Origin of the sequence: Paenarthrobacter sp. YAF11_1 (assembly GCF_052113445.1) — a bacterium.
In the GTDB taxonomy this organism is placed as follows: Bacteria; Actinomycetota; Actinomycetes; order Actinomycetales; family Micrococcaceae; genus Arthrobacter.
This window is the reverse complement of record NZ_JBFRDF010000002.1, coordinates 1-25,538: the sequence shown is the minus strand read 5'-3', so window position 1 is coordinate 25,538 and position 25,538 is coordinate 1. Positions and strand designations below refer to the sequence as shown.

At 64.2% G+C, this 25,538-nt stretch carries 22 protein-coding genes; 12 read left to right on the top strand and 10 right to left on the bottom strand.

Going from position 1 to position 25,538, the window contains the following annotated elements:
• Positions 1-23 precede the first annotated feature (23 nt).
• From AB4Y77_RS04205 to AB4Y77_RS04195, 3 genes are all read right to left on the bottom strand, one after another.
• Positions 24-809 (bottom strand): SDR family NAD(P)-dependent oxidoreductase, encoded by a 786-nt coding sequence (locus AB4Y77_RS04205; RefSeq protein WP_311213255.1) that lies wholly within the window; start codon positions 807-809, stop codon positions 24-26.
• Positions 810-985: 176 nt separating this feature from the next.
• Positions 986-1,780, bottom strand: a complete 795-nt coding sequence (locus AB4Y77_RS04200; protein ID WP_311213254.1) for an IclR family transcriptional regulator — start codon at positions 1,778-1,780, stop codon at positions 986-988.
• 1 nt (position 1,781) lies between these two features.
• Entirely contained in the window at positions 1,782-2,504 is a 723-nt protein-coding gene (locus AB4Y77_RS04195) for a GntR family transcriptional regulator (protein WP_442013072.1), read from the bottom strand.
• A gap of 103 nt (positions 2,505-2,607) precedes the next feature.
• Here AB4Y77_RS04195 and AB4Y77_RS04190 point away from each other — a divergent pair, with 103 nt between their 5' ends.
• From AB4Y77_RS04190 to AB4Y77_RS04170, 5 genes are all read left to right on the top strand, one after another.
• Positions 2,608-3,543, top strand: a complete 936-nt coding sequence (locus AB4Y77_RS04190; RefSeq protein WP_311213252.1) for an N-acetylglucosamine kinase — start codon at positions 2,608-2,610, stop codon at positions 3,541-3,543.
• Between the two features lie 74 nt (positions 3,544-3,617).
• Positions 3,618-4,769 carry a LolA family protein gene (locus tag AB4Y77_RS04185; protein WP_442013200.1) on the top strand — a complete coding sequence of 384 codons (1,152 nt, stop codon included), beginning with the start codon at positions 3,618-3,620 and terminating at the stop codon, positions 4,767-4,769.
• A complete protein-coding gene (locus AB4Y77_RS04180) occupies positions 4,766-5,737 on the top strand; it encodes an ABC transporter ATP-binding protein (RefSeq protein ID WP_442013071.1) in 972 nt (323 codons plus the stop codon). Before AB4Y77_RS04185 ends, AB4Y77_RS04180 begins: the two co-directional genes overlap by 4 nt.
• On the top strand, positions 5,727-6,593 hold the full coding sequence (locus AB4Y77_RS04175; RefSeq protein WP_442013070.1) for an ABC transporter permease: 867 nt from the start codon (positions 5,727-5,729) through the stop codon (positions 6,591-6,593). The genes AB4Y77_RS04180 and AB4Y77_RS04175 overlap by 11 nt, the downstream gene beginning before the upstream one ends.
• A gap of 20 nt (positions 6,594-6,613) precedes the next feature.
• Entirely contained in the window at positions 6,614-7,234 is a 621-nt protein-coding gene (locus tag AB4Y77_RS04170; RefSeq protein ID WP_089595019.1) for an L-threonylcarbamoyladenylate synthase, read from the top strand.
• Between the two features lie 25 nt (positions 7,235-7,259).
• Here the strand turns inward: AB4Y77_RS04170 and AB4Y77_RS04165 are convergent, their stop codons facing one another.
• Both AB4Y77_RS04165 and ligD read right to left on the bottom strand, forming a co-directional pair.
• On the bottom strand, positions 7,260-8,288 hold the full coding sequence (locus AB4Y77_RS04165; RefSeq protein WP_442013069.1) for a serine hydrolase domain-containing protein: 1,029 nt from the start codon (positions 8,286-8,288) through the stop codon (positions 7,260-7,262).
• A 136-nt stretch (positions 8,289-8,424) separates the two neighbouring features.
• Positions 8,425-9,450, bottom strand: a complete 1,026-nt coding sequence (gene ligD / locus AB4Y77_RS04160) for a non-homologous end-joining DNA ligase (RefSeq protein ID WP_311213247.1) — start codon at positions 9,448-9,450, stop codon at positions 8,425-8,427.
• Positions 9,451-9,526: 76 nt separating this feature from the next.
• Here ligD and AB4Y77_RS04155 point away from each other — a divergent pair, with 76 nt between their 5' ends.
• Positions 9,527-10,192 (top strand): alpha/beta hydrolase family protein, encoded by a 666-nt coding sequence (locus tag AB4Y77_RS04155; protein ID WP_442013068.1) that lies wholly within the window; start codon positions 9,527-9,529, stop codon positions 10,190-10,192.
• Between the two features lie 15 nt (positions 10,193-10,207).
• Here the strand turns inward: AB4Y77_RS04155 and AB4Y77_RS04150 are convergent, their stop codons facing one another.
• The 3 genes from AB4Y77_RS04150 to AB4Y77_RS04140 form a co-directional block, all read right to left on the bottom strand.
• Positions 10,208-12,313, bottom strand: a complete 2,106-nt coding sequence (locus AB4Y77_RS04150; RefSeq protein ID WP_442013067.1) for an elongation factor G-like protein EF-G2 — start codon at positions 12,311-12,313, stop codon at positions 10,208-10,210.
• A gap of 159 nt (positions 12,314-12,472) precedes the next feature.
• Positions 12,473-13,207 carry a M50 family metallopeptidase gene (locus AB4Y77_RS04145; RefSeq protein WP_311213244.1) on the bottom strand — a complete coding sequence of 245 codons (735 nt, stop codon included), beginning with the start codon at positions 13,205-13,207 and terminating at the stop codon, positions 12,473-12,475.
• A 31-nt stretch (positions 13,208-13,238) separates the two neighbouring features.
• Positions 13,239-13,856: a TetR/AcrR family transcriptional regulator C-terminal domain-containing protein gene (locus AB4Y77_RS04140; RefSeq protein ID WP_311213243.1), complete on the bottom strand. Its 618-nt coding sequence runs from the start codon at positions 13,854-13,856 to the stop codon at positions 13,239-13,241.
• Between the two features lie 148 nt (positions 13,857-14,004).
• On the opposite strand from AB4Y77_RS04140, the gene AB4Y77_RS04135 reads away from it, so the two are divergent.
• Both AB4Y77_RS04135 and AB4Y77_RS04130 read left to right on the top strand, forming a co-directional pair.
• The gene (locus tag AB4Y77_RS04135) at positions 14,005-15,462 is read left to right on the top strand and encodes an APC family permease (protein WP_442013066.1); all 1,458 of its coding nucleotides are present in this window, start codon (positions 14,005-14,007) and stop codon (positions 15,460-15,462) included.
• The gene (locus AB4Y77_RS04130) at positions 15,452-17,083 is read left to right on the top strand and encodes an amidohydrolase (protein ID WP_311213241.1); all 1,632 of its coding nucleotides are present in this window, start codon (positions 15,452-15,454) and stop codon (positions 17,081-17,083) included. The genes AB4Y77_RS04135 and AB4Y77_RS04130 overlap by 11 nt, the downstream gene beginning before the upstream one ends.
• Here the strand turns inward: AB4Y77_RS04130 and hrpB are convergent.
• Positions 17,080-19,746 (bottom strand): ATP-dependent helicase HrpB, encoded by a 2,667-nt coding sequence (gene hrpB, locus AB4Y77_RS04125; protein ID WP_442013065.1) that lies wholly within the window; start codon positions 19,744-19,746, stop codon positions 17,080-17,082. The genes AB4Y77_RS04130 and hrpB overlap by 4 nt on opposite strands.
• 81 nt (positions 19,747-19,827) lie before the next feature.
• Positions 19,828-20,871 (bottom strand): NAD(P)-dependent alcohol dehydrogenase, encoded by a 1,044-nt coding sequence (locus AB4Y77_RS04120; protein ID WP_311213239.1) that lies wholly within the window; start codon positions 20,869-20,871, stop codon positions 19,828-19,830.
• Positions 20,872-21,001: 130 nt separating this feature from the next.
• Between AB4Y77_RS04120 and AB4Y77_RS04115 the strand changes: the two genes are divergently transcribed.
• From AB4Y77_RS04115 to AB4Y77_RS04100, 4 genes are all read left to right on the top strand, one after another.
• Positions 21,002-21,892: a helix-turn-helix transcriptional regulator gene (locus tag AB4Y77_RS04115; protein ID WP_442013064.1), complete on the top strand. Its 891-nt coding sequence runs from the start codon at positions 21,002-21,004 to the stop codon at positions 21,890-21,892.
• Positions 21,893-21,910: 18 nt separating this feature from the next.
• Positions 21,911-22,315: a (R)-mandelonitrile lyase gene (locus tag AB4Y77_RS04110; protein ID WP_442013063.1), complete on the top strand. Its 405-nt coding sequence runs from the start codon at positions 21,911-21,913 to the stop codon at positions 22,313-22,315.
• Between the two features lie 102 nt (positions 22,316-22,417).
• Positions 22,418-24,127, top strand: a complete 1,710-nt coding sequence (locus AB4Y77_RS04105; protein ID WP_442013062.1) for an acyltransferase — start codon at positions 22,418-22,420, stop codon at positions 24,125-24,127.
• 114 nt (positions 24,128-24,241) lie between these two features.
• Positions 24,242-25,538, top strand: a 1,297-nt coding sequence (locus AB4Y77_RS04100) for a DUF222 domain-containing protein (RefSeq protein ID WP_442013061.1), incomplete at its 3' end; no start/stop codon positions are given.

Here is a 25,538-nt window from a genome sequence, read left to right as displayed (position 1 = left end):
AGGGCGTGATGGATGGGTGGGCGTCAGACGGCCGTGTAACCGCCGTCGATGACCAGCTCGGATCCGGTGGTGAACCGGGACTCATCGGAGGCCAGATACAGCACTCCGTAGGCGATCTCGTCCGGTTCGCCTTGGCGCGGGAGCGGGTTCCCGCCCACCAGTTGCTGGTAATAGGCCTCCGCGCCAATGTCCGACTGCTCTGCCGAGTGCCTGCTCATCCGGGTGTTCATGGATCCGGGATGGATGGAGTTCACCCTGACTCCGTGGGCGCCATAAGCCGCAGCGTCAGACTTGCTTAAGAGCCGGACGGCTCCTTTGGTGGCGTGGTACAGCGGGACGTTGCGGCCGCCGGTCAGTCCGTGGATGGAGGAAAAGTTGATGATGCTGCCGGCCTTCTTGGCGATCATGGCCGGAACAACGTGCTTGGTCAGGAGCCACACGCCTTTGACGTTGACGTCGAAGATGAGGTTGAACTCGTCCATGCTGGCAGTGTGGCTGGCACCTGCCGGACCGATGATTCCGGCTGCGTTGACAAGGATGTCCGGTGCGCCGAGGTCAGCGGTCAGTTGCTTCACGGCCTGGGCGACGCTGGCTTCGTTGGTGACATCGACGTCGTACTCAGTGATCCCTGGGTGGCTTCCTGTGGCGGATGTACCTGCCTGGTCAAGGCTGGCGACTGTCGCTCCGTGGCGGGCAAGCAGGCGGACCGTGGCGCCGCCAAGGTCTCCCCTGCCTCCGGTGACCACGGCTACCTTGCCGTTCACCCGTCCGCTGACGGACGTCTGCCCTGCCTGCGTTGCTGTATCCATGACCAACTCCTCCTGCCGCGGCGTTGCGGCTGCTGAAACCCACATACGACGCAGGGCAGCACAGAACAGGGCCCCGGGGGCCCTTAGTGGGTGGATGGTGGGCGGTGATGCCCTGCTGGGTTCCACCCTGCCAGCGCGCTTGTGAGTGGAACCACAGGGTTACCGATGAACGGGAATCAGATGCTTCCGTTGCTCTGCCGGACAGCTCCCTTGAGCTCTCCCCGCCAGCCCAGCGCACGTGAAATGCCGCGTGCCGCCGTCATCAGGACCGGCACCCGCGCTGCCACGTTTTCTTCATTTCTTGGAACCACGACGCTCAGGGCGGCGACCACTGTATTCGCACGGCCGAAGATGGGGACTGCGATTCCGCTGGATTCCGGAACGATGATTCCGGGCATGGAAGTAAACCCCTGTTGCCGGATATTTGCCAGGTGGCGGCGCAGGTCAGTGGGCTGGGTCAGGGTTGCATCGGTGAATTTCTCCAGCGTGCGCGACAGGAACAGGTCCTGGTAGGCAGAGGGCGAGTAGGCAAGCAGTACCAGCCCTGACGAGGTTCCATGGACCGGCAGGCGGCCGGCTACCTTGGTGATGTCCACCATGGAGTCCCGGGAGCCGATCCGCTCGATGTAGAGGACCTCATCGGAATCCAGGATCCCCAACGTGGTGGAGTGCTGGACCACCGATTGCACGTCCTCCATGAAGGGCAGGGCAGCTTCGCGGAGGCCCACCATGCGTGAGCTCCTGGAGACCAGCTCCCACAGCCGGGTGCCGATCCGCACCTCGCCATTGGCTTCGCGCTCGAGCAAACCTTCATGCAGGAGCTCATCCACAAGGCGGTAGGTGGTTGTCACCGGAAGCCCTGAACGCCGGGCCAAGGTGGCGACGCTCATGGTGAGGTGGGCGTCGTCGAACGCTCCCACCAGCCGGACCAGCCGCCTGATAATTGATTCCCCCGAGGACGAGTTGGCCACCTCAGCACCCCGACTTCACGCGGGATACGAACCGGAACCTGTCACCACGAAACGCACTGCGCGTCCATTCCACCGGGGCGCCATTGGCGTCGCGGGCCAGCCGGTGGACCACCAACAGTGGCGCGCCCATCCCGATCCCCAGCAGCCGGACATCTTCCGGCCCAGCCAAGGCCGTCTCCACAGTGTCCTCGACGTCGGCGACGCGGAGGCCGTAGACATCGGCCAGTACAGCATAGAGCGAACCTGCTTTAGCCAGATTGGACTTCAAGCGCGGCAGCCTGCCTGGAAGCCAGGCCACCTCATGCGCCAAAGGCTCCCCTTCAATCAACCGGATGCGTTCGAGCCTTGTCACAGGATCCCCCTGCTCAAGTCCCAACTGGACTGCGACGCCGGAATCGGCCCCGATCACATCAAGGCCAAGCACCCTGGAATCCGGCCGCAGCCCTTGGCTGCGGGCGTCATCGGAGAAGGACGTCAATTGCCTGACATGGGTTACCTTGGGCGGGGCCACGAACGTTCCATGCCCTTGGATGCGGCCCAGCTTGCCCTCGGCCACCAGTTCGCTGATCGCTTGCCTGACAGTGGTGCGTGACGTCCCGTATTTACCGGCCAGTGCACGTTCGGTGGGGATCAGCGTTCCTGGCTTGAGGCCTGCGATGAGCCCGAGAACCTCAGTCTTGAGGAGGTAGTACTTCGGCGTTCCCGGCGCGACGTCTGTGGGCATATTGGACATCCTACTTGTAGACAACACAATTGGTCTATGCCAATGTGAACTGGGCTCGTGGACCACGCTGACCTGACAAAGCAGGAAACGAAAGGGACGTCCGTTGGAGGAAATACAGCAGTTCCATGAAAACGGTGGGAAGAGTTCCGGGCCTGCAGTCCTCGGCCTTCACATCGGCGGCTCCAAGACCCATGCCGTGCGCTGGGACGGAACCCACGCGGAGGGCGGAGGTGTCGAAATCACCGAAGCGAGCGCCAACCTTTCCTCAGTGGGCCACCAGGGAGCCGACGCAGTTCTGCGAAGGATCGCCGCGAGCGTGGGCAGCGGAATCGAAGCCGTGTGTGCTGGAGCTGCCGGCGCCGACACCCCGTCCAGCCGGGCTGTGCTGTCCGCACTCCTGACTGAACACTTCCCGGGCGCCCGCATCGAGGTGGTCCATGACACGCGCATCGTCCTCGCCGCAGCCGGCCTGGACGCCGGAGTCGTCCTGGTTGCTGGTACCGGTTCGGTAGCCTGGGGCAGGAACCGAGACGGGTTGGAAGCCCGCAGTGGCGGCTATGGCTACTTGCTGGGCGATGAGGGCGGTGGCTACTCCGTGGTCCGTGACGCCGTCCGTGAAGCCCTTCGGGAATACTATGCAGGGCTGGAACCCGGCACCTTGGTCCGGGCGCTGATGGCGGCGACGGCCAATGTGGACGCCTTGCAGCTCATGGATTCCTTTTACGCGAAGCCGGAGCCGGACCACTGGGCGACGCTGGCCCCGCTGGTCCTTGAACTCGCGGCCGAAGGCGACTCCGCAGCCGTGCGGATTCAGGCTGAGGCCGCCCACCATCTGGCAAGTTTGGCCAGGCAGGTACTGGGAGAGCTCGGCCTTGACCTGCCGCTGGTCATGGCCGGCAGCTTACTGGTGAACCACAGCCAACTCGCCGGCTCTGTTGCCCGGAAGGTGTCCCTGGAAGATCCGTCATCGATTCGGATTCTCTCCCAAACCCCGGTCCACGGGGCGGTGGAACTGGCACGCCAACTCATCAAGGCCTGAACGCAGACAGGTGATCCGCGCGGGTAACCGGAGTAGTCTGTGTTCATGCCTTTCACGATCGGTGGTTGGTGACATTGGCGCGGTCCAAGCAGCGATGGCTGCCTGCCTGCGTGATCGCCCTTGTAATCGCGATGGCTGCGGCGTTCGGCTCGGTCCAAGCCGGTGCCACCGTTTCCCTCCCGGCCAAGACCGCTGACGAAATCCTGGCGATGATGGCCCGCACAGAGGTTCGGGCGTTGTCCGGCACCGTAGAACAAACAGCCGCACTGGGGTTGCCGGAAATCCCCTCGGCGGGCCCAGGCATTGCCCCCGGGGCGGCCTCGGCGATGGAGTTCTTGACCGGCTCGCACACAGCCCGGGTCTACGTCGACGGTCCCTCCAAGGCCCGATTGCAGATCATGGACCGCATGGCCGAGCGTGACGTGGTGATCAACGGGGGCGACGCTTGGTTCTACAACTCTGCGGACAACAGCGCCACGCATTTAACGGCGCCGCAGCCCTCTCCAGTCGAGGTCCCTTCCGTTGCGGGCCCCAGGCCGACGCTTCCACCCACTTCCCCATCCGACCCGCCTTCACCGGACATGTCCTCGCGGGACCTGCCCACGCCCGAGGCCATGGCCGGCCGTTTCCTGGCGGCCATTGATGACAGCACCGAGGTATCCGTTGGTGATTCCTCCTCTGTGGCCGGCCGCAGCGCGTACCGGCTCAGCCTGCATCCCCGGAGCACTACGACCTTGGTTGAGTCCGTGGCGATCGACGTCGATGCTGACACCGGCCTGCCCCTGCGCGTTGAAGTGCGGGCCAAAGGTCAGTCCGAACCCGCGTATTCACTGGCCTTCACCGAGTTGAACCTGTCCACTCCGGATACAGCGTTGTTCGAGTTCACCCCGCCACCGGGCGCCACCGTGACGGAGAAGGCCATCCCTGCCAAACCGGTTCCCACCATGGCCGCTCCCGGCACGCCCACACCGCAGGATGCCCCGGAGCTCAACCGGCCCCGCCCCACCGTGACCGGTGAGGGTTGGGAGTCCGTTGTTGCCTTGCCGGCAGGCTCTGCCCCGGCAGGGCTCACCTCCAGCCCCCAATTGTCCCAGGCGCTGGAACCTGTTGCCGGTGGCCGCGCGATGACGACGTCGCTGGTCAGTATCCTGATTCTCGACGACGGCCGCGTCTATGCGGGCATGGTGCCGTTGGAACGGCTCCAGTCAGCCGCTGCCGCCCAGTGAGCGAATCCTTACCCACTGAGTTCGCCATAGAAACGCGCGGCCTGGTCAAGCGCTTCGGTCGCCGTCCCGCCGTTGATGGGATAGATCTGGCGGTCCCCCAGGGCTCTGTCTTCGGCTTCCTTGGGCCCAACGGTTCGGGAAAAACCACCACCATCAGGGTGCTGCTGGGCCTTGCTTCGGCAAGCAGCGGCGACATCCGCGTGCTCGGCCAGGAGATGCCCCAATCGCTGGCGTCCGTGCTGCCGGATGTCGGCGCCTTGGTGGAGGGGCCGGGCTTCTATCCGTTCCTTTCGGGAACTGGCAACCTGATGCGCCTGGACACCGCCGACCGCCATGCCGCCTCATCCACCAGACGGCAACGCGTCCACGACGCGTTGGAGCGGGTGGGGCTTGGCCACGCCGCAGGCAAGAAAGTCCGCGCCTATTCCCTGGGTATGAAACAGCGCCTTGGCCTGGCCAACGCCATGCTGAGACCGCGGAAACTGCTGGTCCTCGACGAACCAACCAATGGATTGGACCCGCAGGGCACGCGCGAGGTGCGCAGCCTGGTTCGTGCCCTGGCCGCAGGCGGGACCACCGTATTCGTTTCCAGCCACTTGCTGGCTGAGGTGGAACAGATGTGCACCCACGTGGGCGTGATGAGTGCCGGCCGGCTGGTTGCCCAGGGTCCCCTGGAAGAGCTGCGTTCCGCCGGGCAGGCCCACGTTGTGGTCCACACACCCGACGTCGAACGTGCCGCCGGCGTCCTTGCCCGGCTGGGACTGGTTCCCGGCGAAGCTCCCGGTACCGGCAGCCCTTGGGGAACCACAGCGTTGTTGGGAACTGGGCTCAATGGCCTGGAACCCGAAATGATCGTGGCCTCACTGGTGGCCGAGGGTGTCCGGGTCCGAGGCTTCGCCGTGGAAAACGCGAGCCTCGAAGAACGTTTCGTGTCACTGACAGGAGAGGGGTTCGACGTTGTCGGCTGAACCTGCTGCGCACGGCACCCCGGCCGCTGTCCGGCCCGGAATCGGATGGGCGCTGCTGGGCTCTGAACTAACCGTGCTGTTCCGCAGGCTCCGCACGTGGGCCATGCTGATCGCTTTGGCCGTAGTTCCCCTGCTGATTGCCGTGGCTGTGAAGTTGTCGTCCCGGCCAGCGACGCCCGGGCGGGGACCGCTTTTCCTGGATCGCATCACCCAGAATGGTCTCTTCGTGGCCGTGACTGCCTTGGTGGTATGCGTTCCGCTGTTCCTGCCACTGACCGTTGGCGTGGTGGCAGGAGACACCATCGCGGGAGAGGCCAACATTGGAACCCTGCGGTACCTTTTGCTGGCTCCCGCAGGACGGATCCGCCTGCTGCTGGTGAAGTATGCGGGTGCCGTCACCTTCTGTTTCGCCGCAACGGCGACTGTGGCAGCCTCCGGCGCCCTGGCCGGCGTCGTACTTTTCCCTGTGGGGCCGGTGACCCTCCTGTCCGGTGACACCATCACCGTGGGTGAGTCTGCCTTGAGATCGCTGTTGATCGCTGGCTACATCACGGTGTCGCTGCTGGGACTGTCCGCGATCGGGCTGCTGATCTCGACGTTCACGGACGTCCCGGTGGGAGCCATGGCAGCCACCATCGTTCTTTCGGTGGTCTCGCAAGTACTGGATAATCTCCCCCAACTTGAATGGCTGCACCCCTGGCTCTTCAGCCACCATTGGCTGGGTTTCGCGGATCTGCTGCGGCAACCCATCTCCTGGACATCGTTCGGCGACAACGCGCTTCTCCAGGCCGGGTACATTGCAGTATGCGGCGCGCTGGCCTACGCCAAATTCTCCAGCAAGGACGTCTTGTCGTAGCTTTGTCGTAGGCTCTTCCCATGGCCAGATTCTTTGACGTTCACCCGGAAGATCCACAACCACGCGCCATCGGCCAAGTGGTGAATATGCTCCAAGGCGGCGGGCTGATCGCCTACCCTACCGACTCCTGCTACGCGCTGGGAGCCCAGATCGGCAACAGGGAAGCCTTGGACCGGATCAGGACCATCCGGCAGTTGGACGACAAACACCACTTCACCCTGGTGTGCAAGGACTTTGCCCAGATGGGTCAGTTCGTGATGCTGGACAACGACATCTTCAGGAGCATCAAGGCCGTCACTCCCGGCAGCTACACTTTCATCCTCCCGGCCACGCGTGAAGTCCCCAAGCGGCTGCTGCACCCCAAGAAGAAGACCGTGGGCGTGCGCATTCCCGACCACAAGGTAGTCCAGGCGCTGTTGGCCGAACTCGGCGAGCCTTTGCTCTCCAGCACCCTGCTGCTCCCGGATGAGGAAGAACCGTTGACCCAGGGCTGGGAAATCAAGGAGCTCCTGGACAACCAGGTGGATGGCGTCATCGATGCCGGCGATACCGGCTCAGAGCCCACCACCGTGATCGACTTCTCCAGCGGAGTGGCCGAGGTTGTTCGTCGTGGAATGGGCGATACTTCGCGCTTCGAGTAGCCGCGTGGATGCCTGGAAGGCACGCTCAGCGGAACTGGAAGCGGCAGCCTGAGTTCAGGGCCACCTGCGCAACACCCGTCATCTCCAGGGAAAGCGCGGACGGTTGCCTCACGAGAGGCTGCGGAGGATAGGCCACGAAAATGGCCAGCTGGCGGTTGCCGTCGGCGCTGCTGAGGGCAACACTTCCGTAGCCTGGAACATCTCCGGCATGGCCATAGTAGGAGCCGTTGGTGCAGCGGTCGTCCCAATGGTCCAGGCCAAGGCCGTACTCGGCGAACACCGTGCCCTTCATGGTGATGAGGCTTGCCGGCGCCAGCAACCGTCCCCTCAGCAAGGCGTCCTGAAAGGTAATGATGTCCCCGACGCTGGACACCAGGCCTCCTGGTGCAACCCCTGGTGGCGCCGAGGGAAACGTCACGTCCACCGTTTCCCCGCTCACCTGGATATAGCCGTGGACGAGGTCATCCGGCACGGTGGAGCCGGGGGCCAGCAGCCCGGTGGCCCCGAGGTCCAGGGGCGTCAGGATGTCGGCCCGCAGGACAGCCTCCAGCGGAGAACCACGGAGCTGCTCCACCACCCGTCCCAGCAAGGCATCGGCCTGGGTAGACGTCACGTCCGGGAGATCCGCGGTGGTTCCCAGGAGTTGGCCGATGGTGAGTGGGTTGCCCGCAGCAAGGGAACCCGGCAGGTAGGTGGTGACGGCGTCGTCCAACGTCAACAGGCCCTCTTCGGCGAGCTTGAGGATGGACACAGCCACCATGGACCGGAGCTGCCCACCCACAGGGAAACTGTCGCCGGGCTGGACGGCCGTGCGCGCTTCCCGGCTCCTCACTCCTGCTGCGCTGATCCACTCCTGCCGGCCAACTTTGGCCTTGATGAGCACCGCTGAGGCGCCCTCCTCCAGCTTCTCCCGGGAGAAGAGCTCCAAGGTGGCCCGGAGCTCCTGAAAGGCCGGCGAAGATGTGGCGGTGTCCGTGGGCAGCGCAGTTGGTGTTCCGGTGACCGTCGGCACCAAAGGAGGGGCCGTCGTCGTGGGTGCCACCGTTGCCGTCACCGGAGGCAGTGCCGGCGTGGTGGGCAGGGGCGGCAGGGGGCTAGGTGTGCCGGTGCATCCACACAGAAACAAACCGCACGCAAGTGCGAGGCTCGTTAACCCCTGACCTTGACGTCGCGGCACGCAGACTCCCGGTTTACTCCTCGGGCTTGCGGGCCCGGCTGGGCTGCACGCGCATGGGTTCACCCGGCATCTTGGGGAATTCGGGCGGGAAAGGCATCTCGCCCTGGCCGTTCTTGACGTCCCGCTCCCACCATTGGAGCAGCACGTCAATATCACCGGGGTGATCGTGCATGGACGCCCAGGGGTCGCCGGTCTTCGCCAGACGGTCCGGGACTGTGGTGATGGTGTACTTCGCGGGATCGGAGCTCTCCAGTTCATCCCACGTCAGCGGGCAGGACACCTGCGCCGTGGGCACGGCGCGGGGGCTGTAAGCGCCGGCGATGGTTCGGTCCCGGTTTGCCTGGTTGAAGTCCACGAAGATCCGCCTCCCGCGTTCCTCCTTCCACCACGCTGTAGTGACCTTGTCCGGCTGACGGCGCTCCAATTCGCGTCCTGCGGCAATCACGGCATGGCGTACATCGAGGAATTCATGCTTGGGGTGGATGGGTGCGTAGACATGGAGTCCCCGGTTGCCGGATGTCTTGATGAACGCCGTCAATCCGGCTTCTTCCAGAACGGACCGGAGCTCTTGCGCGGCGGGGATGGCGTCGTCGAAGTCGGTGCCCGGCTGGGGATCGAGGTCTATCCTCAGTTGATCCGGGTTATCGGGATCGCCGGCCCGCGACGCCCAAGGATGGAACACCACCGTATTCATCTGTGCCGCCCACACGGCCGCGGCAGGCTCGTCGATGACCAGCTGCGGATGCGACCGGGCACTGGGATAGGTCACCGGGACTGAACGGACGTACTCCGGTGCGCCCTTGGGCGGATTCTTGGAGAAGAACATCTCGCCCTCAATGTTGCCCGAGTAGCGCTGAAGGCTGACGGGCCGGCTTCCGTTGGCGGCCACAAACGCCTCTCCGACGTCGATGAGATAGTTGGCGAGGTCCAGTTTGGTCAGTCCCGCCTCGGGCCACATCACCCGGCTTGGACTGGAAATCCGGACCTCCCGGGGGCCATCGGGACCAGGAACAGTGACAGTGGTTGCTTCGCTTGCCATGGGCACAAGCTACCCCGTAAAGGGCTCGTACGTCAGCACCCACTTCGATTTTGCTGCGGTGGGCAATGATGGATGCATGCCAAATACTGAAACACCTGTCACCATCACGGTCGGTGAATCCGACATTTCCGCCCTCCACATCAGGCCGGACAGCCCGTTTGCCACGTTGGTGGTGGCGCATGGCGCCGGAGCTGGAATGGAACACCCGTTCCTCCAAGGTTTCGCTGGGGCGATGGCGGACGAAGGCGTGGCCACCCTGCGCTTCAATTTTCCCTATCGCGAGGCCGGCCGGCGATTCCCCGACCGCCCGCCTTTGGCCATCGCCACTTGGCGTGCGGTCATGGACAAGGCCGCTGAACTCAGCGATGGTGAGCCCCTCTGGGCTTCGGGCAAGTCCTTCGGCGGGCGAATGGCGTCCATGGCAGTAGCTGAAGGCATGACTGCCAGCGGATTGGTGTACCTCGGCTACCCGCTGCACGCGCCCGGCAAACCTGGGAAGCTGCGCGACGAACACCTCTACGGCGTCACGGCGCCCATGCTCTTCCTCCAAGGAACGCGGGATGCCTTCGCAACACCGGAACTCTTGGAGGCCGTGGTGGAAAAGATAGGCCCGACGGCGACGCTTCAGTGGAGCGAGGGAGGCGACCATTCGTTCGCGGTCAAGGGCGTCAAACGTGGGGCGGAGCAGACCGGGGCTTCATTGGCGCCCGCGGTGGCTGCGTTCCTGAGGGCAAACTCCTAAGGATGTCCCCCGGCTCTACTTTGGCAGGGGCTCGTGGCGCAGGTAAGAACGGCGAAAACGGCCAGTACCGGCCGTGAGGGCGCGCAGTTCGATGGCGTAGCGCAGAAGTTCCTGGTCCGGCACTTCAGCGCTGATGTCCGTTCCCTCGGCGTCGGTCGCGGTAGTGCCGGTGACCCGGCCGCGCCGTCCCGAAAGATCACCCATCACGGCACCCACGTACTCGTCAGGGACGCTGACAACAACCGACGAGACAGGTTCCAGCAGCTGGATTTTGGCGGCCGCCGCAGCTTCACGGAGGGCCAGCGCTCCAGCTGCCTGGAAGGCCGCATCCGAGGAGTCAACACTGTGGGTCTTTCCGCCCACCAACGTCACTTTGATATCCACCACCGGGAATCCTGCGGATACGCCCTTGAGCATCTGGGAACGGACGCCCTTCTCCACGCTGGTAACGAACGTTGCCGGGATCGCTCCACCCACAATTTTGTCGGTGAAGGCGAAACCTTCACCTCTGGCAAGGGGCTCCACCTCGATGTCGCAGATGGCAAACTGCCCATGGCCGCCGGATTGCTTGACGTGCCGTCCGTGGCCCGCGGCTTGGCCTGCGAAGGTCTCCCTGAGCGGAGTGATGACGTCCACGGTCTGCAGTTTGACGCCTTGGCTGCGCAACCTGTCCAAAACAACCTCCGCGTGGGCTTCTCCCATGCACCAGAGGATGAGCTGGTGGGTGTCCTGGTTGCGTTCCAATCGCAGCGTCGGATCGGCGGCCGCCACCTTCCCGATGCTCTTGGCCAGCGCGTCTTCATCACTCCGTGAAGCACCCTCGATGGCAATGGGCATCAGTGGCTCGGGCATGTTCCACGTCTCGATCAGCAGCGGCGCTTCTCTGTCGGACACAGTGTCTCCGGTCTCGGTACTGGCAAGCTTGCTGATGGCGCAGATGTCCCCGGCAATACACTGCGGAACGGCCTTCAAGCTGGAGCCCACCGGCGAATAGAGGTGGGTGACGCGTTCGTCGGCGTCGTGGTCCTCATGGCCCCTGTCCGCCAATCCCCTGCCGCCCACGTGGATCGAGGAATCCTCCCGCAACGTCCCCGAGAACACACGGACCAGGCACACGCGGCCAAGAAAGGGATCCACGGTGGTCCGGACCACTTCGGCGGCGAGACGCCCCGCAGGATCACACTCCAACGGTTTCATTGACGAACCGTCCAGTTTCATCACCGCGGGGTTGATGCGCTCCATGGGCGATGGCAAGGCATCGGTCAGCAAGGCCATGAGCTCCGGAAGGCCCACACCGGTATCCGCCGACGCCGGAATGACCGGGAAGAAGCTTCCCCGGGCCACGGCGGTTTCCAGGTCCCTTACGAGGTCTGCCAGTGGCAACTCCTCGCCACCAAGATACCGGTCCATGAGTGTTTCGTCTTCGCTCTCGGCAATGATCCCTTCGATCAAGGGGCCCCGCGCCTCCTCGGCATCCGTTACCGATGCCGAATCCCCCTCAGCGGGGCCGTTGAGGATGCCGACAAGGCCGGTATTGCCCACCTGAGGAATGTACAACGGGAGCACCGACTCACCGAAAGCCTCCTGGCACCGCACGACGGCGGCACTGAAGTCGCCGCGCGGATGGTCCAGTTTGCTGAGCACCACCGCCCGAGGCATGCGGACTTTCTCGCATTCGCCCCACAGGGCAATGGTGGCAGCGTCAATACCGTCGACGCACGAAACAACAAAAAGGGCCGCATCGGCGGCCCTGAGACCAGCGCGCAATTCGCCGGTGAAGTCGGTGTAGCCCGGGGTGTCGATCAGGTTGACCTTGATTTCACCTACCAGAATGGGCGCGACAGACATGGCCACTGAGCGTTGTTGGTGGATCGCCGACGGATCGGAATCGCTGACGGTGGAGCCTTCGCTGATGGATCCCATCCGGGTGATGGCTCCGGTTGCGGCCAGCAGCGCCTCCACCAGCATCGACTTGCCGGCTCCTGAATGCCCCACGAGCGCTACATTTCGGATTCGGGAGGGGTCCCGTGCTGCCAGGCCCGCCCCGTTGTCACCCCGGCGGGCTTCAGGCATGCCGGGGCCGGTTCCCCTTGGCGTTTCGCGTGTGCCCTTCGCGGACATGGGCACCTCCTGGTGTTGAATCCCGGCACGGAGTCCGAGCACATTCCGCTCGAACGTTAACAGGATTGGACACCCTGAGGTGACCACAGGGCAAGGGCTGGCAGCCAGCAAAACCGGCCGGCCGCCGTCGGGCCCTTGGCAGCGTGCGGAACTGGCGAACTACGGGGCGAGCATCCCCCACAGCAACAAGGCCGACGCTGCCGCGCATCCCGCGATCACCACAGTAAAACCCGTCAACCACACGAAGGCCGGGAGGCCTGTGGTGCGGCCCAGGATGAAGGCGTCGGAGTCTGCAATCCGGTCCCGGCGGCTGGTGTGCACACCGGCCAGTTTGAAGAGGTCGCGGACACCTCCCACCGACAGGGCGACACCAAGGGCGAGCACCACGTAGTTCACCGTCGTGGGCGCAGCGAACAGGATCAGGAGCTGGGCGACCGCAGCGCTCACCACGGCCACGAGAATCCCGGTGATGTTCCTCAGGAAAATGAGTGATACCAGCAGGATCAAGGCCCCGATGGACATGGCAGCACCGGAACGGCCCGCAGCAAACGCGGCGATCAGCCCCAGGCCAACCACCGCTGGTGCCGGGTAACCCCAAAATCCGGACCAGGCCGCCCCAAAAGCACTCCGGCCACTGCTGACAAGACGTCCCGAATGGTCGAGCCCTATCCGGAGCCCGTGCACAAAGCGCCCTGTCATGAGCGCCGCATAAGCGTGGCCGAGCTCGTGGACGAATGTGACGTAGAGGCCGAACCAGCGCCAGGTGACACGAGGGATGCTCAGGACAACGGCACACGCAAGGATACCCAGCAAGGCAGGCAGTGGCACCGCAGTGGTGTGCATTTCGGTGAAACCGCGGACCACCGCGTCCCACCAGGTTTGAAAGAGGGTCATTGCGCCTTCCGGATTCCCTGAACTGACATCCTCACAGCACTGTTGACTGAAGACGGGAATGCAGCCCGGCGATGAGTATCTCGAGGCCGAAGTCGAAAGCGGCCTCGCCACGCTCCCCAGCAGGTCCAGCTTGCGCCAAGGCATCGGTCAGGGCCGGGTACCCCTGCGCAGGTGGAGCCCAGACGACATCCGGCGCTGCCAGGTCCAAGGCGAAACCCAGGGCGAAGCTGTCAATGGTGGAAATCGCTGACATCACGTCCCGGCCCCGGAAACCTGCGGCGTGAAGGGCCACCGCAAGGTTCTCGTAGAGTGCCATCACCTGGTCGTCTTGAACTGTTTGGAGCACCAGCAGGGGTGCGAGTTTCGGATGTCGGGCGAAGGCATCGCGATAACTCCGGACAATGGCGCGAAGCGACGCCTCCCAGTCCTCCTCGTCCTCCAGGACGTAGGGACTCTCGCCGATGATCCGGCCCCGCATCAGCTCAAGGATTTCCTCCCGTCCGCTCACATGGTTGTAGATGGAGGACTGGCTGACGCCGATCCGCTTGGCCAGTTTGGGCAGGCTGAAGTCCCCAGCCTCGTCCACCAACTCAAGGGCGGCCGTGACGAGTGCATCGATTGATATCAGCGGGACCAACGGGCGTGCCATACGGGTGTCTCCATTCAAGGTTGTTGTTACGACTCTAACCAGAACTTTGCGTCCGGGTATTGTGCTCCGGATCACTAGGCCCTACGCTAAACGAAAGCCTTTCGCTTAATGATCGGCACTCCTTCCCCCAACACTCCTGAGGATCCCCATGTCTGACCTCGAAACCCGACCTCCAGCAGCAGATGCTGGAAATGGGCTCAAACGGAATGCCATCGGCACCGGCGGCATCGCCTTCCTGGTGATCTCCGCGGCAGCCCCCCTGACAGTGATGGCCGGCGTAGCCCCTGTGGCCATCGGCATCGGGGGCATTGGCGCCCCCATGGGATACGTCATTGCCGGGGCCGTCCTGCTGGTTTTCGCCATCTCCTTCATGGCCATGACCAAACACGTCAAAGCCGCAGGCGGTTTCTATACCTACATCAGCCTGGCCATGGGCAGGACAGTGGGCCTGGCTGCGGCCGTACTGGCGATCGTGTCCTACAACTGCCTGCAAATCGGCGTCTATGGATTGTTCGCAGTCCAGACCCAGGCCATGCTCCGCACGCTCTTTGGCGTGGACGTGCCATGGCCTGTTGTGGCGTTGGTGGCCATCGCAGCCGTCTGGCTTCTCGGATTCCGCGGCATTGACGTCGGCGCGAAGGTCCTCGGAGTCCTGCTCATCGCCGAAACCGCCATCCTGGCGATCATGGGCGTAGCGATCCTTGCCCGGGGCGGAGCTACCGGCATCAGTTTCGCCTCGTTCTCCCCTGAGCACGCATTCACACCGGGCGTCCTGGCCATCCTTGCTATTTGCTTCGCGGCATTCATGGGCTTCGAATCCACCGTGCTGTACCGGCGTGAGGCCCGGAACCCGGACAAGTCCGTCCCGCGCGCAACCTACATCGCCGTCGGTTTCATGTCCGTGTTTTACGCCTTTATCGTCTGGACAGTCATTCAGGCCTTCGGCGACGGGAACGTAATCACCGCTGCCGGTGAACTGGCCGACGGAATGTTCTTCGCCACCATCAACCAGTACGTGGGGCCGTGGGCCGAGGTGGTGATGTACGTGCTGATCGTCACCAGTGTCTATGCTTCACAACTGGCCTTCCACAACGCCATCAACCGCTATGTCTACATGCTCGCCAAGGACGGCGTCCTTCCCGCGTTCCTCGGCAGGACCCACACCACCTACAAGTCCCCGCACCGCGCCGGGCAGATCCAGACCATTCTGGCCGCCGTCGTCATCATCATTTGCGCGATCGCCGGCGCCGACCCGTACAAGCAGCTGCTGATCTGGGTGAACACTCCGGGGATCGTCGGGATCGTCGCCTTGCAGGGTCTGGTGTCCGTGGCCGCGTTCATCTATCTCCGCCGTCATCCGGCTGCCGTCACCAACCGTCTTCTCCTGCCGGTCAGCGTGGCCTCGGCCGTCCTCCTGTTCGGAGTGGTGGCGTTGATCGCCATCAACATCGAACTCCTCACCTTTGCCGATGCCCTCACCAACACCATCCTCCTTCTGGTGGCACCCCTTGTTTTCCTGGCAGGCCTGCTGATTGCACGCCGCCTGCGCACCACCCGCCCCGACGTTTTTGCACGGATTGGAAGCTTCGAAAAACATGAATCCTGACCTCATAGTCCTCGCCGACACCATCCACACCATGGACGGTCACCTGGGCGATTCCCACCAGGCTGTAGCCGTCCGCGATGGGGTGATTACCGCCGTCGGAAGCCGGGCTGAAGCGCAGGACTGGGCGCACAACGGCACCCGCGTGGTAGAGCTTGGCAACGCGACGCTGACCCCGGGCCTGGTGGATTGCCACATCCATCCGGTGTTCGGACTGGACCTGACAATCGGCGTCGACCTTTCCAGTGCTGCCACCCTGGAGGAAGTCCGCGTCCTGCTCCAGTCGGAGTCAGAGAACGACGGCGGCTGGTTGCGTGGCTGGGGACTGAACCCCAACGCCTTTGGCGCAGTTCCGTTGCACCGGGGCGTTCTGGATGCTGTCAGCGGCGACAAGCCCGCGCTGATCCGGTTGTTCGACGGTCATTCAGCCCTTGCCAACAGCCGGGCACTGGACCTGGCAGGCGTCCGGGGCAGGTACGAATTCGAGCAGGCTTCCGAGGTGGTTTGCGATGCCGATGGCGTTCCCACCGGGCTCCTCCTCGAAGCAGCCGCCATGGAACTTATCCAACGGCATATCCCCCAGGAAACGTTCGACGAACGGAAGGCCAGGCTCGCGGCCCTGCTGGAGGACTTTGCCCGATCAGGACTGACCGGCGGCCACATCATGGACCACAGCGACGAATCCGCCCGCCTCTTCCGGGCCCTGGAGATCGACGGCGAGCTGCCGCTGCGCCTTCGGAGCGCCCCGTGGTGCATGCCCGGCACCGATGAATCCGAGTGGAAGGAGCTTGCCCGCACCGTGGGAACCGGTGGTCGACGGTGGTCCGTTGAGGCCATCAAACTGTTCGTCGATGGAACCGTGGACAACGGAACCGCCTGGCTTTATGAACCCGACGCCTACGGCCAATCAACTGCACCGTTCTGGCCACGGCCGGAAGAATACTCGGCGGCCGTTCGCTACTTCGCCTCCCGGGGCATCCCGACGGCGACGCACGCGATCGGTGATGCGGGTGTGGAACATGTGTTGAATGCTCTGGAGTCGTTGCCCGGTACAGTACCGGCTGATGTCCTTTGCCGGACCGTCCACCGCATTGAACACATCGAGACAGTTCCGGACACACTCCTGGAGCGTTTCAGGACTGCGGGTGTGGTGGCAAGTATGCAGCCGACGCACTGCACCCACTATTCAGCGGCAGACCACAGCGACAACTGGTCCACCCGGTTGGGCGCCGAGAGGGCAGACCGGGCCTGGCGCTGCAGGGACCTCCGTGAGGCGGGAGTGACTTTGGGCATTGGCTCGGACTGGCCGATCGCTCCGTTTGAGCCCCTTCCCATCATCGCTGATGCGCAGTTGCGTCGGCGCTCCGGACATCCCGAACAAGAGCCCATCGTGCCGGCGCAAGGTCTCACCGCATACCAAGCACTGGAGGGCTACACCTCCCATGCAGCAAAAGCGGCAGGCCTCTGGGATGTCTCCGGTTCCATCTCGGTGGGCAAACGGGCAGACTTCACGGCTTTCGAGCTGGATCCCCTGACCACCCACCCCGACGAGTTGGCTGCCAGCAAGGTTCTGGGAACATTCGTGGACGGTGAGATCCAGTTCATGCTGGAGCGGCTCGCCTAGCTGGAGGGGCCGGACTGCATTCTGTTCTTCGTCCTGGCGGTGGCCAGCGCAGTCCACGGGTCTTCGGGCCAGGGATGCTTGGGATAGCGACCACGCATCTCGGCCCGGACCTGGGAGTAGGGGCCGGACCAGAAGGAGGCGAGATCATCCGTGACGGCCAATGGCCTTCCTGCCGGAGACAACAGGTGGAACAGCACAGGGACCCGGCCATCGACGAGCAGTGGCGTGCGATCCCAGCCGAAGCATTCCTGGAGTTTGACCGCCACAACCGGCCTGCCGCCGTCGTGCTCTTCCGGTCCTTTCTCCGACACTTCCGGATAATCGATCCTGACCCGCGAGCCGCTGGGAACCTGCAGACGCTCGGGAGCCAGGCTGTCCAGGCGGGATGCTTCCGGCCACGGCAGCAGCCGACGCAAGGGCTCCGCCAGATTGATCGACTTAGCGGGCGTCCCGGTGGCCATCTGTTCCAGCTCCGGGGCCAACCAGTCCTCCAGCCGGGCCAGCAGGCTGGCTTCGCGGACGTCGGGCCATGGCGCGCCGAGCTCATGGTGCAGCAAGGCGAGCCGCCTCCGCAGGGCATCGGCTGCTGTTGACCAACCGATCATGGACAACCCTGTTTTTGCCAGAGCTTCACCCACCGCATGGCGTCCGGCTTCAGCGTTGGGCCGCACAGGCGTGGAGGACAGGACGATCGATCCCAACCGACGTTCCAAGCGGGCGGTCACCTTCCCGTGGTCAAACTTCGCCTGCACCTTGGTGACCATAAGATCCGGGGCAGCAGCTTCGGCAAGTTCCGCGGACAACGGCGCCGCTGAGCGGATCACCGCACCCGTTCCAGCAGCGTCGCGGCCCTGTGCCCGCGACACTTCCGATACGGCCAGCCACTCATGCCCGGACAATGGACTTCCGGCGGGAAGCCCGGCCCGGGTCCCGGAGGACAACAGATATGTGGATCCATCGCCAGGGACGCGACGCGCCACGCGGTCCGGGAAAGCCAACGCCACCACAAACCCGGGCGCTTCCTTGGCTGTAACGTCCCCTGGTGGTTGTGAAGGCGCGACGCCGGACGCCTCCTGGCGGGCCATCGACTCCATCCGCTTCGCCTCCTCCGCGAAACGGCGTGCGGCGGGATCGGAACCGGACCTCAGCGACGTCAGGAAGGCGGTGAGGTCTGCACCGGGTGCGCGCTGGTCACCGGCAACGAGTGCTACCGTTTCCGCCGCTGCCCGCGTACCGACCAGTGCAGCTCCATCCAGCAAGGCGCGGGCAAGGCGGGGATCGGCCGGAATGCGTGCCAGTGCCTTGCCCAACGTTGTGACGGATCCGTCCCCGGCCACTGCACCTAATTCCCGGAGGACTTCCACAGCCTCGTCCATGGCTCCGGAAGGTGGAGCGTCAGGCAGTTGCAAGCCGAGGCCTCCCGGCGCACCCCAGCATGCGAGGACCAGCGCGGCTCCAGTGAGGTCGGCTACCGAAATCTCAGGTGTTTGGTGGGCCGGGGCTGCTGCGAAAGCCTGGTGGTCGTAGCAGCGGACCACTGCGCCTGGTCCTTGTCGTGCCGCGCGTCCGGCACGCTGGTCGGCCGACGCCCGCGAGCATGAGACGGTCACCAGGCCTGACATTCCACGCCCTGAATCCCTGCGCGGTTCCCTGGCCAACCCCGAATCAATGACGAGCCGCACACCGGGAACGGTGAGGGATGACTCAGCGAGCGACGTCGACACAATGATCCGTGGCGGACCGCCGGGCGCCCGGCCCGAAACCGCCCGATCCTGGGCATCGGGGCCGATCTGGCCGTGCAGCTCAAGTACCTCCACGTTCCGGGGAACCTGGGCGCGAAGGCGATGTGCGACGTCGGACACTTCACGGGCGCCCGGCAGAAAAACCAACGCATCAACATCTGGGTTGGTGGCCAACGCCTGTCCGTGGGCGGTCGCGGCGGCACGGGCCACGTGGTCCAGGAACGTGCGGGCCACTCCCCGATTGTTAAGGCGGTGCTCACCGGAGGGGGCCCACTGAACCTCCAGTGGGTGCAGCGCGGAAGGGCAGTCAACCACGGGAGCCGGGCCGCCGTCGTCGTGGGCTGTCCCGCTCTGCTCCAATAAGGCTGCAAAACGCGGGGCGTCGAGGGTTGCCGACATTGCGATCAACGTCAGGTCGCCACGGAGCTCACGGACCTCGGCAAGCATGCCAATCAGCAGATCGGTTTCGAGCCCGCGCTCGTGCACCTCATCCAGGACCACAGCATGAACGTCCTCCAGGCCGGGATCGCCCAGGAGCCGGCGGAGGAGAATGCCGGGCGTGACGAATTCCACCACCGTGTCCCTGCCGGTCTTGCTCTCCCCGCGCACGGTGTAACCCACTCTGCTGCCCAAACGGCTGCCGTCCAGTGACGCCAGCCTGCGGGCAGCGGATCGGGCGGCAACTCGCCGTGGTTGGGTGACGACGATACGTGGCTGGCCGGCTTTCCGTTCGGAGGGCAGCTGCCGTTCGGCCAGCAGGTTGGCCAGCAGCGGAGGCACGAGTGTGGTCTTGCCGGTGCCGGGCGGCGCCTGGACGACTGCCGCCCCGCCGTCGCCCTGGCGTTCCAGCGCTGCGGTCAGGTCGGCCAGGGATTCAGCAAAGACCAGCCCCTTACCGATGGTGTCCAGTCTGAAAGTCACCAGACCATTGTCCCTGCTGGGCGGTACGGGAAAGGCCACGCCGGCGTGAACCGGGCGTGGCCTTCCTCTGGTGCTGTGTTTCTAGCCGATGGTGGAAGCGTCGATGACAAAGCGGTAGCGGACGTCGGAGGCGAGCACGCGCTCGTAGGCTTCGTTGATCTTGCTGGCCGGGATGACCTCGATTTCGGCACCGAGGCCGTGTTCTGCGCAGAAGTTCAGCATTTCCTGCGTTTCGCGGATGCCGCCGATCGCTGAGCCGGCGAACCGGCGACGACCCATGATCAAGGAGAAGACGTTAACCGGCAAGGGTTCTGCCGGGGCGCCAACGTTAACCAGGCTTCCGTCGAGCGTCAGCAACTGGAGGTAGGCGCTGATGTCGATCGAGGCGCTGACCGTGTTGATGATGAGATCGAAGGTGCCGCCGAGCTGCTCGAACGTGGTGGGATCGCTGGTGGCGTAGTAGTGGTCCGCGCCGAGCTTGAGCCCGTCCTCCATCTTCTTCAGCGACTGCGACAGGACCGTGACCTCAGCGCCCATGGCATGGGCGATCTTGACGGCCATGTGGCCGAGTCCGCCAAGCCCAACGACGGCGACCTTCTTGCCGGGACCGGCGCCCCAGTGGTGCAGGGGCGAGTAGGTGGTGATGCCTGCGCAGAGCAGCGGAGCAGCGACGTCGAGTTCCAGACCCTCCGGAATGGTGACGACGAAGTCCTCGTTCACCACCACATGGCTGGAGTATCCGCCCTGGGTGATGGTGCCGTCGCGGTCAACGGCACCGTAGGTGCCCACGTTTCCCTTGAGGCAGTACTGTTCTTCTCCGGCCAGGCAGTTCCTGCACTCCTTGCACGAGTTGACCATGCAGCCGACGCCAACGCGGTCTCCCACCTTGTGCTTGGTCACATCGGAGCCAACCTCGGTGACGATGCCGGCGATTTCATGTCCGGGGGCCAATGGATACTGCTGCGGTCCCCAATCACCGCGGACAGTGTGGATATCGGAATGGCAGATGCCGGCGAACTTGATGTCAATGTGGACGTCGTTCGGACCGACCTCGCGACGTTCGATGGTGGTCAGGGTCAGGTCGCCCGTAGCCGAGGGGGCAGCGTAAGCGTTAGCGGTAGGCATGTTTCTCCTGCGTTGTGAACGTTGGTGGATATTTCCATCTAACCCTGTTTCCCTGGGCGTAAGGAGTTACTGCTGTTAGGGGTAATGACAGGGACTCCCTTAGCCGGACAAAAGCCATACCGTTGAAAGCATGGACAACCGGACAGAGACGCGTGACTTTCTTTCCACCCGGAGGGCGAAAATCACCCCGGAACAAGCGGGATTGGCAGCCTATGGCGGCAACCGTCGGGTCCCGGGACTTCGACGCGGCGAAGTGGCCATGCTGGCCGGCGTGAGTGTTGAGTATTACACCCGCCTGGAACGCGGAAACCTCGCAGGAGTCTCCGAGAGCGTACTGGAGTCGCTCGCCAACGCCCTGCAGCTGGACGACGCCGAACGCGCCCATCTATACGACCTCGCCCGCGCGGCAAGCGACGGCGGCAAGTCCCGGCGTCGACCTGTCCGGAAGCACGCCATCCGGCCGGGAGTCCAACTCACGCTGGATGCGATCACCGGCTCGCCGGCTTTCATCCGCAACGGCAGGTTGGACCTTCTGGCCACGAACGCCCTGGGTCGGGCTCTGTACTCGGACATTTACGACAGCCCATCCGGACCGCCCAACCATGCGCGCTTCCTCTTCCTTGATGCCCGCAGCCACGATTTCTATACGGACTGGGAGCGTGCCGCCAACGACACCGTGGCCATCATGCGCACGGAGGCCGGCCGTGATCCCTACGACCGTGGGCTCAGCGACCTGGTGGGTGAACTGTCCACCCGCAGCGAGGAATTCCGGGTCCGTTGGGCATCCCACAACGTCCGCCAGCATTTCACCGGCAAGAAACACTTCCGGCACCGGATAGTCGGTGACTTGCACCTGATCTACGAGGCCTTGGACTTGTCCGCTGATGCCGGTCTTACCTTGACCGTCTACAACGCCGAGCCCGGGACGGGCACTGCGGACGCCCTTCAATTGCTCGCAAGCTGGGCTGCGACGACTCCTGTGCCGGCCTCGGACCCAGAGCCTCTCCGTCACCACCAGTAACACCTACGCAAAGGAATCATGGATATTTCTCCCAAGTCCACCAGCACCAAAGGGCCGGCAGAGCTCTTCACGGGCGACGTCTACTTTGACGTCATCGCCAAGGGCGAAGCGCCATCGCAATTACGGGTGAACATCGTCCGGTTCGCGCCGTGTTCGCGGACTGCGTGGCACAATCACGCTGCGGGGCAAACACTGCATGTCACGGACGGCGTCTGCCTGGTGCAGGCGCGCGGAGGTGAGGTTCAGGTGGTCAAGCAGGGCCAGACCATCTACACGCCGCCCGGCGAGTGGCACTGGCACGGCGCGGCCCCGGATCACTTCATGAGTCATTTGGCCATGTGGGAAACCGCGGGCGCCACCGATGGCTCGGAGACAACGTGGGGCGAGTTGGTCAGCGATGAGGAGTATGGCTACCCGGAGTGATCGACCTTGATTGATTGCGTTTGACGCATTGACCGGGGTGAGTCGGCCACGAATAATGAGGGGGAAGCGCTTTCCCTCTTCTGTTACCGCGGAGTCTACGACGTGAATCCCCAGCACCACCTGAACTTTGACTACTCCCCTTGGCCGTTTTGGAGTGCTGCCGCCGAGGCGGAGCGCGAGGCGCAGCACGAATACCAGAAAGGCTTCGCCGAACGGGATGGCGTCACCATAGGTGAGCGGGCTTTCCTGTCTCCCTTGGCCAGTATCGACCCCGATGCGCTGTCCATTGGGGCCGACTCCTTCATTGCCGCCCACGCCTACGTCACGGGTACCGTCACCATCGGCGACGACTGCTCTGTCAACGCTTTCACTGTGGTCCGGGGCAACATCACCATGGGCGACGGCGTGAGGATCGGCGCCCACACGTCCATCCTCGGATTCAACCACTCCATGGATCCCGCCGAACCCGTCTTCAAGCAGCCGTTGACCAGCAAAGGCATCCGCATCGGAGACGACGTCTGGATCGGGTCCAACGTGGTGGTCCTTGACGGAGTCACCGTCGGCCCGCATGCAGTTCTGGCCGCAGGCTCGGTGGTCACCAAGGACGTGCCCGAATGGTCCATCGTGGGCGGAAACCCCGCCCGCAGCATCCGCGACAGGAGGGATGGCGCAAGGTCTGGGGACCGGACTGCGACGTCCGGCGGCCAGACCGAAACGTTTGCGGAAGGGACCGCGGCCGACGGCGGCTTGTTGGCAGAGTTGGGGGCGTTCGCCGATGCGGCACGCACCGATGCTCCGATGATTCTTTCAAGGTGTTGGACCTCTGCCGACGGCGGCCATTATGTGGACCGTCCTGAGACTTCGCCGTCCGTCAGGGCGCACTGCGATGCCATTGAAATCGCCGACCTCCTGCTGGGCTCCGTCCCACCGCAGCTCACACGGGAGGATCACATCGAACGGCTGCAGACACTCCAGGATCCGACAACCGGGCTGGTGCCGGAGTTTGGCTCCGACATCAGTGATCCGCTCGCCTTTGGCGAGGGACCAGCCACCTATCACGTCCTCGCGGTGGGCTATGCCCTGGACCTCCTGGGGAGCCGGTTCCGCCATCCGGTGCACTCCATCGCCGACATGGATCCGGCGACGCTGATTTCTTCCTTGGATGCCCTGCCGTGGCGAAAGGAAGCCTGGGGATCGGGTGCTTGGGTGGACGCGTGGGGCACTGCCGCTTACTGGAACCTTTCACAGAATCATCCCAATTCCTTGGGGTCGCTGGAGGCGCTGTTCGGTTGGCTGCTGACGCACGCCAACCCAACGGCCGGAACGTGGGGTACACCCACATCAGACACCCGACTGAAGTTAGTCAACGGGTACTACCGTCTGACGCGTGGCACTTTTGCGCAGTTCGGGGTGCCGGTCCCCCACGTTGAACGCCTCGTGGACACTGTCCTTGAGCACTCCTCGGATCCACGCTTCTTCTCACCTGGGCGGCAGAACGCCTGCAATGTCCTGGACGTCGCGCACCCCTTGTGGCTGGCGTCCAAACAGACCTCTCATCGCCGGGCGGAGATCAGCAACTGGGCCGCGAGCCAGCTGAAGCAGGCCTTGGGCCAGTGGCATCCGGCCCAAGGAATGGCCTTCAGCGTTGCTGAGGAGAGCGGAGCCCACCATCTCCCAACACTCCAGGGAACGGAGATGTGGCTTGCCATCATTTGGTACCTCGCCGACCTCTTGGGCAGCGCCGAGGCACTGGGATACAGGCCCCGCGGCGTCCACCGGCCCGAACCCGCATGGTTGCTGCCTGGTCTGTAGCCTCTGGTGAATCACCACATCGGCTGATGTCGTTCGAACGCTCTCACCTGACGCCGAAAGCACGTGGTACATCGACGGGCTAATAATGTCAGACCCCCCTGACATGATGTTTTTATGGAAGATCAAGGGCAGTTGACAGCACTGAAGGGGGAATGGTCCCCTGCTGTCGCTGCCCTGTCCGCCGTCCGGTCACGGCGCTTCTTGAGGATGCCGGACTTGCTGAGGGGCGGGTTCAAGGATTCGACGGCGCCCGTCACCATCACCATCCCATTTCACGGCGCTGGGCTGCTCAAGGGCAAGTCCAAGTCCGCCCGGGCTTCCTCGCTCAACGGCCCGGCCCCGGCGGACGTTCCGGCCCAAAATACGGGATCGATCCCTGAGCCACGGCGGGATCCCCGGACCGGCCATGACCCCAGGCCAGCTCAGCCAGACAAACGTTCCGACACCCTGCGTCCTGACCCCAGCGCAGCTGGCGGGCGGGACCTGAAGGCGCTTCTTACCCACAGCGCGGCACTTCTGGACACTGCACGCCTGTCCGCCGCCGGCGAGAGTTCCCTGTTTGGGTTTGTTGAGGCGGCGGATTTTGCCGGCAGGGTCGAGGACGTCTCACGGGTACTGGAGTACCTGCAGATTGTTGCTGCCCGCGCGGTGGAACGGGCCCGGACCGAAGCACTACAGGCCGGTCCGGGGTCCTCGGCAGCAGCGCCGGAATGGCGGACAGGCTGGACAGCACCGCAGCTTGGAACCGACACGGCAGCAGCTTCGCAGGGCGAGGCGCCTCAGTGCAGGACGGGAACTACTACTGCTGCGGCGACCGATGGTGAAGCACGCCCCACCCCTTCTGTGGGTGGCGATGATTCCGTCCATGGGGATAGTTCCGACCACGGGAATGGTTCCGCGCCGGGAACAGAATCAGCAAGTTGGGCTTCCGCGGCCAAGGCCAGTGTTTTGGATGACGGGTACCGGAACGCGGCCGAGTTCTTGCGGGCACGGTTGAGGATCGGCATCGGCGAGGCCAAACGCAGGCTCGCGCTCGCCCCCGAGGTCCTCCCCCAGACAGGGATCGCCGGGCAGGAGATCCCGGCCCGCCGCGACATACTGGCACAAGCGGTTGGTTCCGCGCTGGTGCCCTCCCGGTCCGCGACGATCATCAGCACCGCCCTGGACAAAGTCCGGAACCTCACCGACGAGGATACCCTGGGCCGGATGGAACACGCCCTGACCACCACCGCGATCGAAACCGACCCGGACTTCGTCACCAAAATGGCCAAACGCTGGACCGACCTCATCGACCACGACGGCCCCGAACCTTCCGAAGAAGTCCTCCGCCAACTCCAAGGCGTGTTCCTGCGCCGCCGACGCCGCCACGGACTGCACCACCTCGAAATCTTCGCCACGAAATCTTCGCCAC

Coding starts and splice junctions, on each gene's coding strand:
- AB4Y77_RS04205 (WP_311213255.1), bottom strand. CDS start 809: ATGGATACAGCAACGCAGGCAGGGCAGACGTCCGTCAGCGGACGGGTG.
- AB4Y77_RS04195 (WP_442013072.1), bottom strand. CDS start 2,504: ATGCCCACAGACGTCGCGCCGGGAACGCCGAAGTACTACCTCCTCAAG.
- AB4Y77_RS04170 (WP_089595019.1), top strand. CDS start 6,614: ATGGCCAGATTCTTTGACGTTCACCCGGAAGATCCACAACCACGCGCC.
- ligD (WP_311213247.1), bottom strand. CDS start 9,450: ATGGCAAGCGAAGCAACCACTGTCACTGTTCCTGGTCCCGATGGCCCC.
- AB4Y77_RS04155 (WP_442013068.1), top strand. CDS start 9,527: ATGCCAAATACTGAAACACCTGTCACCATCACGGTCGGTGAATCCGAC.
- AB4Y77_RS04150 (WP_442013067.1), bottom strand. CDS start 12,313: ATGTCCGCGAAGGGCACACGCGAAACGCCAAGGGGAACCGGCCCCGGC.
- AB4Y77_RS04145 (WP_311213244.1), bottom strand. CDS start 13,207: ATGACCCTCTTTCAAACCTGGTGGGACGCGGTGGTCCGCGGTTTCACC.
- AB4Y77_RS04140 (WP_311213243.1), bottom strand. CDS start 13,856: ATGGCACGCCCGTTGGTCCCGCTGATATCAATCGATGCACTCGTCACG.
- AB4Y77_RS04135 (WP_442013066.1), top strand. CDS start 14,005: ATGTCTGACCTCGAAACCCGACCTCCAGCAGCAGATGCTGGAAATGGG.
- AB4Y77_RS04130 (WP_311213241.1), top strand. CDS start 15,452: ATGAATCCTGACCTCATAGTCCTCGCCGACACCATCCACACCATGGAC.
- AB4Y77_RS04120 (WP_311213239.1), bottom strand. CDS start 20,871: ATGCCTACCGCTAACGCTTACGCTGCCCCCTCGGCTACGGGCGACCTG.
- AB4Y77_RS04115 (WP_442013064.1), top strand. CDS start 21,002: ATGGACAACCGGACAGAGACGCGTGACTTTCTTTCCACCCGGAGGGCG.
- AB4Y77_RS04110 (WP_442013063.1), top strand. CDS start 21,911: ATGGATATTTCTCCCAAGTCCACCAGCACCAAAGGGCCGGCAGAGCTC.